The organism is Parapedobacter sp. SGR-10, from assembly GCF_011030405.1.
Lineage (GTDB): Bacteria > Bacteroidota > Bacteroidia > Sphingobacteriales > Sphingobacteriaceae > Sphingobacterium.
Window position 1 is genome coordinate 38,385 of sequence record NZ_JAAJTJ010000018.1, and the last position, 11,938, is coordinate 50,322.

At 42.1% G+C, this 11,938-nt stretch carries 12 protein-coding genes; 10 read left to right on the plus strand and 2 right to left on the minus strand.

The window, feature by feature from the left end; genetic code table 11:
* Positions 1-68 precede the first annotated feature (68 nt).
* The 8 genes from G5B00_RS12765 (at position 69) to G5B00_RS12800 (ending at position 7,886) form a co-directional block, all read left to right on the plus strand.
* Positions 69-923, plus strand: a complete 855-nt coding sequence (locus tag G5B00_RS12765; RefSeq protein ID WP_163875909.1) for a UbiA-like polyprenyltransferase — start codon at positions 69-71, stop codon at positions 921-923.
* Between the two features lie 299 nt (positions 924-1,222).
* Entirely contained in the window at positions 1,223-3,574 is a 2,352-nt protein-coding gene (gene topA, locus G5B00_RS12770; RefSeq protein ID WP_163875912.1) for a type I DNA topoisomerase, read from the plus strand.
* An 8-nt stretch (positions 3,575-3,582) separates the two neighbouring features.
* Positions 3,583-3,996 carry a hypothetical protein gene (locus G5B00_RS12775; RefSeq protein WP_163875914.1) on the plus strand — a complete coding sequence of 138 codons (414 nt, stop codon included), beginning with the start codon at positions 3,583-3,585 and terminating at the stop codon, positions 3,994-3,996.
* Positions 3,997-4,002: 6 nt separating this feature from the next.
* Complete coding sequence (gene cmk / locus G5B00_RS12780) at positions 4,003-4,683, plus strand: (d)CMP kinase (RefSeq protein ID WP_163875917.1); 681 nt, start codon at positions 4,003-4,005, stop codon at positions 4,681-4,683.
* A 118-nt stretch (positions 4,684-4,801) separates the two neighbouring features.
* Positions 4,802-5,683 carry a flagellar motor protein MotB gene (locus tag G5B00_RS12785; protein WP_163875919.1) on the plus strand — a complete coding sequence of 294 codons (882 nt, stop codon included), beginning with the start codon at positions 4,802-4,804 and terminating at the stop codon, positions 5,681-5,683.
* Positions 5,684-5,806: 123 nt separating this feature from the next.
* Positions 5,807-6,541 (plus strand): hypothetical protein, encoded by a 735-nt coding sequence (locus G5B00_RS12790; protein WP_163875922.1) that lies wholly within the window; start codon positions 5,807-5,809, stop codon positions 6,539-6,541.
* A 116-nt stretch (positions 6,542-6,657) separates the two neighbouring features.
* Entirely contained in the window at positions 6,658-7,269 is a 612-nt protein-coding gene (locus tag G5B00_RS12795; protein WP_163875924.1) for a hypothetical protein, read from the plus strand.
* 188 nt (positions 7,270-7,457) lie between these two features.
* Positions 7,458-7,886 (plus strand): CBS domain-containing protein, encoded by a 429-nt coding sequence (locus G5B00_RS12800; RefSeq protein WP_163875926.1) that lies wholly within the window; start codon positions 7,458-7,460, stop codon positions 7,884-7,886.
* 54 nt (positions 7,887-7,940) lie between these two features.
* Here G5B00_RS12800 and G5B00_RS12805 read toward each other — a convergent pair whose 3' ends face one another.
* Positions 7,941-9,083, minus strand: coding sequence for a pyridoxal phosphate-dependent aminotransferase (locus tag G5B00_RS12805; protein WP_163875994.1), 1,143 nt, complete (start codon positions 9,081-9,083; stop codon positions 7,941-7,943).
* A 205-nt stretch (positions 9,084-9,288) separates the two neighbouring features.
* Between G5B00_RS12805 and G5B00_RS12810 the strand changes: the two genes are divergently transcribed.
* Positions 9,289-10,257, plus strand: a complete 969-nt coding sequence (locus tag G5B00_RS12810) for a bile acid:sodium symporter family protein (protein ID WP_163875928.1) — start codon at positions 9,289-9,291, stop codon at positions 10,255-10,257.
* A 160-nt stretch (positions 10,258-10,417) separates the two neighbouring features.
* Positions 10,418-11,359, plus strand: coding sequence for a Na/Pi cotransporter family protein (locus G5B00_RS12815; protein WP_163875930.1), 942 nt, complete (start codon positions 10,418-10,420; stop codon positions 11,357-11,359).
* Between the two features lie 88 nt (positions 11,360-11,447).
* On the opposite strand, the gene G5B00_RS12820 is transcribed toward G5B00_RS12815, so the two are convergent.
* A complete protein-coding gene (locus G5B00_RS12820; protein ID WP_163875932.1) occupies positions 11,448-11,816 on the minus strand; it encodes a diacylglycerol kinase family protein in 369 nt (122 codons plus the stop codon).
* Positions 11,817-11,938 lie beyond the last annotated feature (122 nt).

Sequence of the window (11,938 nt, forward strand, 5' to 3'; positions counted from 1 at the left end):
TTACGATTTATGATTTGCGAATTACGATTTTTTGAACTTTAAACTTGTTACTTTCCGCCCTTCCCCCAATGAAGAAATACATGTCTTTGGTGCTATTTGCACACAGTATATTTGCTTTGCCCTTTGCGATTATCGGTTTTGTTTTGGCGGTCACTACGACCGGGCACTCTTTCAGTGTAAAACTGTTTTTGCTGATGCTGCTCTGTATGGTGACGGCACGCAATGCAGCTATGGCTTTCAATCGTTACCTGGATAGGGATGTAGATGCTTTGAATCCACGTACGGCTGTGCGTGATATTCCGGCAGGGCGTATAACGGCAAAAAATGCGCTGTCCTTTACTATTGTGAATAGCGTCATTTTTACCTTGGCTACTTATTTTATCAACCCTTTATGTTTGGTATTGTCGCCCGTAGCACTCTTTGTGATCCTGTTTTACTCGTATATGAAACGTATTTCTCCACTTTGCCATTTGGTACTCGGATTGGGATTAGGGTTAGCACCTGTAGGCGCTTATTTGGCCGTAACGGGACAATTTGCTATTGTACCCATATTTTATGGCTTGGCGGTATTGACCTGGGTTAGTGGATTTGACATTATCTATGCTTTGCAGGACGAAGAATTTGATCGTCAGCATGGGTTAAACTCTATTCCGGCCAATTTTGGAGGTAAGAAGGCATTGCGTATTTCCGAGGTATTACACGTATTGTCACTGATATTTGTGGTGTTGCCGGTCTTTTATATGCCTGTGGGTCTATTTTATTACCTTGGAATATTGGTCTATGCAGGACTTTTGCTTTATCAGCACCGTATCGTCAGCCCTACAGATCTGAGTAGGGTAAATCGGGCATTTATGACTACCAATGGTATTGCTTCAGTGGTATTTATGTGCTTTTATTTGTTGGATATCTGGTTCAAAAATTGAAGTAGTAAGATTTTTTTACAATATAAGTGATAAAAATTATTGTCATTCCATTTTGAAATACTAATATTTGCAGAAATCTTTAGTCTCTGACAAAGATGGAACCACATAGTAACATAGTTTTTATTGTTCTATTTTCTGAAACACATAGATGCCAAAGGGCATGACAATAGTTTTTATATAGACTATGTCAGAAGTTCACTTCCTATGTAATATCCTTTTTTCAGAGATTAACATACGGGAAATGTCTATGTTTCTATTGTGGTTAGAAAAGGGTCGACTAAATATAAAGGTAGAATTTAATGGCTAAAAATTTATTAATAGTAGAGTCGCCGGCGAAGGCAAAAACAATAGAGGGTTATCTGGGTAGCGATTTTTTGGTAAAGTCCAGTTATGGACATATTCGGGATTTGGTAAAGACAGATGACGCGATCGATACTGATAATAAATTTGAACAAAAATATGAAGTGCCATCGGACAAGAAAGCCGTAGTCAGTGAGTTGAAGAAATTGGCCAAATCTGCCGAGACCGTCTGGCTCGCTTCCGATGAGGACCGGGAGGGAGAAGCTATTTCGTGGCACCTGTATGAGACCTTGGGTTTGAAGGAGGATAATACAAAACGTATTGTTTTTCATGAGATCACCCAGCCGGCTATCTTAAAGGCTATTGAAAGTCCCCGTAAGATCGACTACAATCTGGTCAATGCGCAGCAAGCCAGACGCGTATTGGATAGATTGGTTGGTTTTGAACTGTCTCCCGTATTGTGGAGAAAGGTAAAACCATCCCTTTCGGCAGGACGTGTACAATCCGTGGCGGTGCGGCTGATCGTAGAGCGTGAACGTGAGATCAATCGGTTCCAAGCGGAGGCCTCTTTTAAGGTTGTCGCTATCTTCCGCACAGGAAAAGGAAAGGAGATCGTCAAAGCAGAGCTGCCACAGCGATTTGCCAAAAAAGAAGAGGCTCAGCAATTTTTAAAAGACTGTATCCAAGCCGAATTCGAAGTTTCGAACCTGGAGAAAAAACCAAGCAAACGCAATCCGGCAGCGCCTTTTACGACATCTACCTTGCAGCAGGAGGCCAGTAGAAAATTGGGCTTTTCCGTAGCACGTACGATGCAGGTAGCACAGCGCCTGTACGAAGCTGGCCGTATCACCTACATGCGTACTGACTCGGTCAATCTATCCGACACAGCTATACAGGCGGCACAGGCTGAAATTGTAAAAGCTTATGGTGACAAATACCATAAGATGCGTAAATACAAAACAAAATCTGCCGGAGCACAGGAAGCCCACGAGGCCATCCGCCCAACATATTTTTCGCATCACACTATTGACGGGGATCCTTCGGAAAAACGTTTGTATGAATTGATATGGAAACGTGCCATCGCCTCGCAGATGAGTGAAGCTGAATTTGAAAAGACCGTGGCTAAGGTACATATATCCACACGTCCGGAAGAGCTTACGGCTTCGGGCGAGATTATGAAATTTGACGGATTTCTAAAGGTATATATAGAATCGACGGACGAAGATATGGAGCTGATGGGGGACGAGGATTCGGACAATGCGCTATTGCCACCATTGGAAAAGGGACAAGCACTCTATCTCAACGAAATGACGGCTACCGAACGTTTTTCTCGACCACCGGCTCGTTATACGGAGGCTTCTCTGGTCAAAAAGTTGGAAGAATTGGGTATTGGTCGTCCTTCTACTTACGCACCTACGATTTCGACTATTCAAAATAGGGGGTATGTCGTCAAGGAAGACCGCGATGGCAAACCTCGGAATTATCAAGTGTTAACCTTGTCCGATGATGCAGTCAAAGAACAGGTAAAAACGGAGATGACAGGCGTAGAACGCAACAAGATGTTCCCTACGGATATCGGTGTATTGGTCAATGATTTTTTGGTCGAGCATTTCAAAGGAATTGTGGACTTCAATTTTACTGCAAAGGTAGAGAAGGAATTCGACGAGATCGCTCAAGGTCAAAAAGAGTGGACGGATATGCTGGAAGGTTTCTACCGTCCATTTCATGAAGAGGTGGAAGATACGCTCGAAAATGCCGATCGTGCGACGAATGAACGTATATTGGGAACGGATCCCGCTACGGGTAAGCCGGTCAGTGTACGTGTAGGACGTTTTGGACCTTTGGTGCAGATCGGAACGGCCGAAGATGAAGAAAAACCTCGGTTTGCTTCTTTGCGTAAAGGACAGATGATCGAAACCATCATCTTGGAGGAAGCGTTGGATCTGTTCAACCTCCCTAAGAAAGTAGGTGTATTCGAAGATAAGGATATGACTGTAGCTATTGGCCGTTTTGGCCCCTACATCCGTCACAATTCGGCGTTCTATTCTCTTCCGAAAGGGATGGACCCGTTGGATGTGACGGAAGAAGAAGCCATTGAAATCATCCAAACGAAACGTCAAAAAGATATCGAAAAGGTCATCCGTGTTTTTGATGAAAATCCGGAGGCACAGATTGAAAATGGTCGTTGGGGGCCATTCATACGTTTTGGAAAGCAGAACCTTAAAATCCCAAAGGGTACAGACGTAAATCAGATCACCTATGAGGATGTATTGAAATGGGCAGAGCAGGATACAAAAGGAGCGAAATCTGCAAAAGGTAGTGCGAAAAAATCTACTACCCGAAAAAAATAGTTCGGATCATGAAAAAGGATTTGCCGCCAAATATCGTGGAGGATATTTCCATTGCAGTTGTCCTGGAGAGTGAAGCTCCAGGGGTAAAAAACTGGATGGTATATCTGATCAATGAGAAAGAGGTTGCCCTAAAAAATGTATTCGTCACCTCCAAAGGCTATGGAATTAAGGACCATAAAGAGGTAAAGACCTCTACGTTACGCCACTTTGTCGGTGATGTAGCACCTCGGAGTTCCTTTAAGATAGAACTCATTGATCAGCAGGTTTTTGGGTTGACTAATGAATATTGGCTCAGTTATTATATCGATGACACGATCTACGACAAAAAATATATTTTTCTCCCGGAGAGTATTGTTGATGAACACCTTTCCAAGATTCCATTGATCCATAAGCCCGGTATTTTGATAGGAGGAAATAATTGATATAACATGGCTCGAAATAATTTTGTCATTGCAATAGATGGTTTCTCCTCCTGTGGTAAGAGCACGGTGGCTAAAGCCTTGGCCAAGAAACTGAATTTTGTATTTATAGACAGTGGAGCTATGTACCGTGCAGTGACACTGTATTTATTGCGCCATGCTATTGATCTAAACAATACCCAAGCTATCTCGAAGGCATTACAGGATATTCGGATCGATTTTGTACCTCAGTCTGATCGTACATTGATTTATCTGAATGATGAAGATGTATCTGAGGAAATCCGTCGTATGGAAATTTCCGATAGAGTCAGTGAAGTGAGTGCAATCAAAGAGGTTAGACAAGCCATGGTGGCCCAGCAGCAGCAGTTGGGAAGCAGGAGAAATATCGTGATGGATGGACGGGATATCGGTACGACCGTATTTCCGGATGCTGATCTCAAGATATTTATGACCGCTGCGCCGATGGTTCGTGCAGAGCGACGCTACAAAGAGCTGTTGGGCAAAGGTGAGTCGGTAAGCTTGGAGGAAGTATTGGCCAATCTCGCCCATCGGGACCATATTGATAGCACACGTGCAGAAAGTCCTTTGCGACAAGCGGAAGATGCTGTTGTCCTTGACAATTCTGACCTCACCCAAGAGGAACAGCTAGAGTTTGTCGTCGAAGAGTACTTGAAGAGAAAGAGTAGATAAAGCCTTTTAGAATCCAAGTCAGAATACAGGCCTATTGAGGCTTTGGCCGCTAATTTTTATACCGTTGATTTATTAGGCATCTTTTTTGCAGTACAGTGGAAAAAACAATAGGAGGATTATGATAAAATCACGTTTTATAGGATATGCACTTGTCTTGGGAATAATGGTCAGTAGCTGTGGTATAAGTAAAAAGAAATACCTGGCGTTAGAAACCGAGCACAAGGATTTGGCAGAACTGTACCAAAAAGGACAGATGGATCTGGCTGAGAGCCGGGCAAAGATCAAAAGTCTGGAAGACCAGTTGGAGCATGAACGAAAGAATAATGCCGCGCTGAAAGAAGCTTATGCCCGTTTGCAGGGATCATTGGACAAGAGTATCGCCCAAAATTCACAAGGAAATGTCAACATTTCCAAATTAGTGGATGAGATCAATGCTTCCAATAAATATATACAGCATTTGGTCAATACCAAGAACAAAAGTGATTCGCTCAATATGGTCTTGACGAATCGATTGACCAGGTCATTGAGTAGAGAAGAGATGAAAGATGTAGATGTACAAGTACTCAAAGGTGTAGTGTACATCTCTTTGTCGGACAATATGTTGTATAAATCCGGCAGCTACGAGATTTCGGAACAGGCAGGAGAGACGTTGAGCAAGATCGCAAAGATTATCACGGACTACAAAGACTACGAAGTGCTGATCGAGGGTAATACGGATACCGATCCGATTTCGAAACCCAATATTCGCAACAATTGGGATCTCAGTGTGTTGCGGGCTTCTTCAGTCGTGCAGGCTTTGCAAAACAATTATGGTGTGGATCCGAAGCGTCTGACTGCTGGAGGCCGTGGAGAATACAACCCGATAGCGGACAATACCACGAATGCAGGAAAGACCCGCAACAGACGTACACAGATCATCATTACACCGAAGCTGGATCAGTTTATGGAATTGATCGACAAAGCACCGGAAACGGATTCGGTTCCTTCGGATATGGAATAAATTGTCCTGTATGACGATTTTCAAGAGCCGTTCTCTTCACGATTTATGGAGAAGAATGGCTTTTGTTTTTTCTTTATAAGGTCATCTTATGATTTGGCACGATTGTTATTCTAACTGCGTACGATGAAACATCCGATAAAATATGTGTTAGCAGTGCTGCCATGGATAGTGCTGTTTTCTTCCTGTTCTTCCATCTATATGCCCAATGTACCGGCTACACCTATGTTGAAGGATATAGGCGATGGGTATATAGCCGCCCATGTCAATCCTAAGGGAAACATCAGTGGCTCTATAGCCGTAGCCGCCACCAATCATGTCGCTATCCTGGGCAATGGCTCCTATGTGGATCATGGAGAGAAGTCGAATACTCACTTCAATCAATGGTTATTGGAAGGAGGGTTAGGTTATTTTACCAAAATAGGCAAGGAAAAGCGCCAAGTGCTCGAACTTTACGGTGGTTATGGTGTGGGGGCAACCTCTGAAGCGGATAAGCGTGCTACCGTACATGGATACGAAGCCGTGGAAAGCAGGGAGATGGATTTCAATAAAATTTTTGTACAAATCAATTATTCTTCCACACGTAAGCAAAAAATCAATATATTCGGGAACAAAAGAGAATTGAACTATGGCACGGCCATCCGTCTAAGTAGAATAGCGATGGATCGTTTTCAGATAGATGAGATAGACAGCCCCACAGAGGAAAATTTTTTTGTAGAACCGGTATTCTATACCCGCATGAGCCTAACGAAAGGTTTACAATTGCAATATACGAACGGGTTTAATATAGGGTTGAACAACAACGAATATCTCAAGGCCGGAAATGCTGTGTTTACCTTGGGTATAGTGTATAATTTTTAAAATAAAGTGATGATGGTTATGGTAGTTACGGATGTTATGAAAGTGACGAAGGCTCATGGCCTCTATAATCACTGTAACCTTTGTCACCATCATAACTTTAAAATAAAGTGATAAACATGAAAAAACAAATAATCTATTTATCCCTTCTGTGTATGGCTGTTTTTGCCTTTTCCGGCTGTGCAACCAATTATAAAGCACAGGTCAATGCCTTGGCAAAATGCAACTATACAGTTGAGTCATTGGATCAGGTCAAGGTAGCCGGACGGAATATTGAATCGTTTGGAAGTACAGAAGGTGTTTCATTGGCGTCCTTGCCGGCTATTGCTTTTGCATTGCTACAACAGGATCTACCCCTTGAAGCCAATGTGAATCTGAAAGTGGCTAATCCTACTTCTACGAAAACATCGATCAACGAATTCAAATACATTATCGAAATACAGGGAAAACCACTTTTTGAAGGAGCTGTGCATGAAAATATACATCTGGCTACCAATGAGAGCATTGTCGTACCTTTGTCTTTCAGGGCCAATATATTCGGTGTGGCTCAGGAAAAAGGGTTTGATAAGTTGTTGAATGATATCCTGACCCGTAAGAGTGATGCCTTCCTGGCATTGAAGATAAAGCCTTCCGTCAAAATAGGAGGAAAGAATTACTATTATCCAGGGTATATTACCGTAGACAAGGATTTGGGCAAGAGTATCGGCAGAGAGCTTGAGAAGCGGATGTAATAAGTTGTAAGTTTTTATTAAACCGCTGGCGCACGAATCCTTTCGTGTGCCCATAAATCTTTAGGTACACGAAAGGATTCGTGCACTAGCATGGGGAGATAGACAAAAGGATGTGACGAAGGTCTTAGTTTTATTCTATTAGTTTTTGTATATTAGCTTCAGACTGTTGCTAACTAAAAGAAGAAATTATGAAAACCGTAAAGCACATCCTCCAGAAGAAATCGCCCGTTGTTTATTCTGTAAGCCGGAATACATCGGTTTTGGATGCCTTGCAGCTTATGATGGAAAAAAACATCAGTGCGTTGTTAATTGTCGAAAATGAAGACTTGATTGGTATTTTCACGGAGCGAGATTATGCCCGAAAGATCATCCTGCATGGCAAATCATCCAAAGACACACCCATACATGATGTCATGACACACAATCCCCATACAATCACGATAGCAGAAAAAATTGAAAATTGTATGGAACTGATGACCACCAATCATTTCAGGCATTTGCCGGTGGTAGAGGACAACAAGGTAATCGGTATGATATCTATAGGTGACTTGGTAAAATATATTATCGAAGATCAAAAGCAGACTATCGATCATCTACAGAGCTATATCAATAGCTAGAAGTTTCTTTTAGTCCAGGGTTTATGTTCATAAACCCTGGACTAAAAGAAATACTTAACTTAAGTTGCCCAAAGCCTCTTTCATGCGTCTCAGTGCTTCTTTCAGATTTTCGTCCGAAGCAGCGTAAGACAGGCGGATATAGTTATTGTTTCCGAAGGAGTCACCTCCTACAGTAGCAATGTGCCCATAGTTCAATAGATACAATGCCAGATCTGCGGAATTTTTGATCTCGTTGCCTTCCGGATCTTTTTTGCCGAAGAAGGAGCTGATCTCGGGGAAGAAATAGAAGGCCCCTTCGGGAAGATTGGTTTTCACGCCCGGTATCTCATTCAACAGTCCATAGACCAATTGACGACGACGCGCAAACGCTTCCTTCATCTCGTACACACTTTCCAATCCTTGTTCGTAGGCTGTAATGCCGGCGCGTTGTGCGATAGAACATGTTCCGGATGTAGTTTGTCCTTGTAGCTTATCGTTGGCTGCTGCTATTTCCTTGTTGGCCGCAATATACCCTAATCGCCATCCTGTCATCGCAAAAGCTTTTGAAAATCCATTGACAATGATGACCCGGTCTTTGATGCTTGGGAACTGTGCAATGGATTCATGCTTGTCCACAAAATTGATATGTTCGTAGATCTCATCCGAAAGGATAAAGATATTGGGGTGTTTTTCGAATACGCTGACCAAAGCGGCCAATTCCTCTTTGCTGTATACTGATCCTGTCGGGTTACAAGGTGAGGAAAACATGAAAAGCTTGGTCTTCGGTGTGATGGCTGCTTCAAGTTGTTCGGCAGTAATCTTAAAGTTGCTCTCGATATCTGTATCTATAAATACAGATTTGCCTTCTGCCAATGTGACCATCTCGGAATAGGATACCCAATATGGGGTAGGAATGATGACCTCATCGCCCGGATTGATCAGTGTCAGGATGACATTGGACAGAGATTGTTTGGCTCCCGTCGAAACCACGATTTGAGAAATGTCATAATCGAGGTTGTTTTCGTTTTTGAGTTTGTTGACGATAGCTTGACGCAGGTCGGGGTATCCCGGAACCGGAGAATAGCGGGTATAGTTCTCGTCCAAAGCCTTTTTTGCAGCTTCCTTGACGTGATCCGGCGTGTTGAAGTCGGGTTCACCTACACTTAGACTGATGACGTTGATGCCTTTGGCAGCCAGCTCACGACCTAATTTGGTCATTTTTAAAGTCGCTGACTCGGATAGATTATTGATCCTGTTGGATAAAAAAGATGTTGTGCTCATGGTACTGCAAATATATGTATTAACTTTAGAGCCTGTTTAAAATTTATTTAATAATTTTTGGTAATTATGCAAATTAATAGATGTGAGCGATATGCTCTCGTCAACGTAAGATATACGCTTTTATACCGGTTATGTATGGTTTATGAAATTTGACGGTTTTATTGTCGCTCTACTGATAAGTATTGCGATTGCTTATTTCTTTCCTCAAGGGGTGGAATATCGTGATGGGCAATGGATGGCGCTATTAACTGGGGTGGGTGTGTCTTTGATCTTCTTTTTTTACGGATTGAAGCTGAGCTTTTCGGCAATCAAGTCAGGACTGCGCAACTGGAAATTGCACCTTGTTGTACAAAGTGCTACTTTCGTGCTGTTTCCGTTGATTTTATTGCCTTTTCGTCCGTTTTTAGCAAATGTGGAGCAAGAACATTATTGGTTGTCATTTTTCTTTCTGGCGGCTTTGCCATCGACTGTCTCCTCGTCTGTGGTTATGGTATCTATTGCACGGGGGAATGTGCCCGCAGCTATTTTCAACGCCAGTATTTCGGGTTTGATCGGTGTTGTGGTGACCCCGCTTTGGATGGGGCTATTTCTGGATTTCCATACCGATCATGTGTTTGCGGATGTGTATTGGGGGTTGATCCGTGAAATTATCCTCCCGGTTATCCTGGGTCTGTGGCTACAGCGGTATTTTGGGATGTGGGCCAATAGGCACAGCAAATCACTTTCTTTGTTTGACAAGACGGTCATTCTCCTGATTGTTTACAGTAGTTTTGCTGAATCGTTTACGAGTGGGGTGTTTGAAGAGGTGAGTAGGGTTTATCTGGTTTGGGTTTTGGTAGGGGTTGTTGTCTTCTTTGCTGTCGTGTACGTATTGCTCTGGATGCTGGTAAAGTATGTTTTTCGATTTACACTGGCTGATCAGATCACGGCCATATTTTGTGGCTCCAAAAAATCGTTGACCCACGGAAGTGTGTTCGGTAAGTTTTTGTTTGTGAATAATCCGTTGGCAGGATTGTATTTTTTACCTATTATGCTATTTCATGCTTTCCAGATTTTTGTTGTGACGATTATTGCTCAATATTATCATACTAAAGAGGGATTGAAAGAGTAAATAATACTCCCGTACTTGGGGTTCTTACACCAGCACAGGGTATATGCAACAGACTTGAGTAAGCGTGATGAAGGCTTCGAAAGGTTTAAAAACTTCCGAAGCTCCTATATAAATAGGATTATCGGGAAGAATTGATATTTTTGTCGTTTAACCTGTTTTGATGGAGAATATAGAGACGTTGATCGTTATTGTTTCTGCCATTACTTTATTTATCTACGGACTTCAGAGTTTTAGCAGAGAAATAGAGAATTTTGGGGAAGAGCGGCTTTCCAAGTGGATTGGTAAGTTGACGAAATGGAGCGTGGGGAGTTTTGCTTTGGGAGCTGTTGTGACCGGAATCATTCAGTCCAGTACATTTGTCTCTTCTTTGACGGTCTCGTTGGTCAACTCCGGTGTGATCTCCTTTCGAGACAGTTTATTGATATTGCTCGGAACAAATGTAGGAACGACTTCTACGGCTTGGATTGTATCGATTCAATCTTCTTTTTTAGGGCCATTTATCATTGTGCTGGGAACATTGATCAGTATGATTCCTGGTCGTGTAGCCGTCGCTGGTAAGTCGATTTTCTATTTTGGATTTATATTCTTTGCGTTGTCATTGATTTCTGATGCCATGCAACCTATCAAAGATGATCCTATTCTGGTAGAGGTACTTTCTAAGGCTAGTAATCCGTTGCTAGGTATTCTTTATGGCATTATCATCACAGTCATCATTCAGTCAAGTTCGGTCGTGGTGGGCTTGGTCATTGTGTTGATTAGTCAGGGAACTATTGATCTATCCATAGCTATTCCTATTGTTGTAGGCGCAAATATCGGGACGACTTCAACGGCTCTATTGGTCAGTTTCAAAATGACACCTATATCTAGGTTGGTTGCCTTGTCGGCTTCGTTGTTTAATGTGATAGGGGTGCTGTTGATGTTTCCTTTTTTTGATATCTTGGAACATATCGCGATAAATTTTTCCGAGATACCTTCTCTGCAAGTGGCTATGGCTTTTACGATTTCAAATACCTTTACATCAATCTTCTTTTTTGTATTCCTGACTCCTACCGTGAGGTTGTTGCAAAAGCATCGATGGTATAGGGAGGGAGTGAGAGAATAAGCTCCCAAATCTTAAATAGGCACGGACAAGATGCTCACGTCAGCTATAGGGCTTTCGAAAATTTTAAAACTTCGGATATTTAGGGGATTTAAATGATTTTTGGTAAAAAAATAAGCAAGCCTACCACAAGTGCTATAATTGAAGCTATCAATACAGCCGATGCAGATATATCTTTGATTATCTTTATTTTATCATTTTTGTCCGGATGAATGAAATCAGCAATATGTTCTATGGCTGAATTGATGATTTCTGATGCGATGACGAAACCAATAGCTATGACCAGAAACAACCATTCCTGTACATTAATGTGTAGGATCAGCCCAAATACGATGACGAAGAATGCTATCCCAAAATGGATTCTGGCATTGTGTTCTTCCCGCAATACAGTTTTTAATCCTTCCAGGGCAAATTTGAAACTCCTTAATCTTTTGGCGATGGAAAATTTTCGATCTTTCATGTTCCGCTGTAATGAAATGTTTTCTAGCTGAGGGTGTCTAAAAAGTCCTGAATTCCAGTTTGTCATCCTGAGCATACCAAAGTATCTCATTCATAGTGAATGTTTTTACTAAAATGAGATGT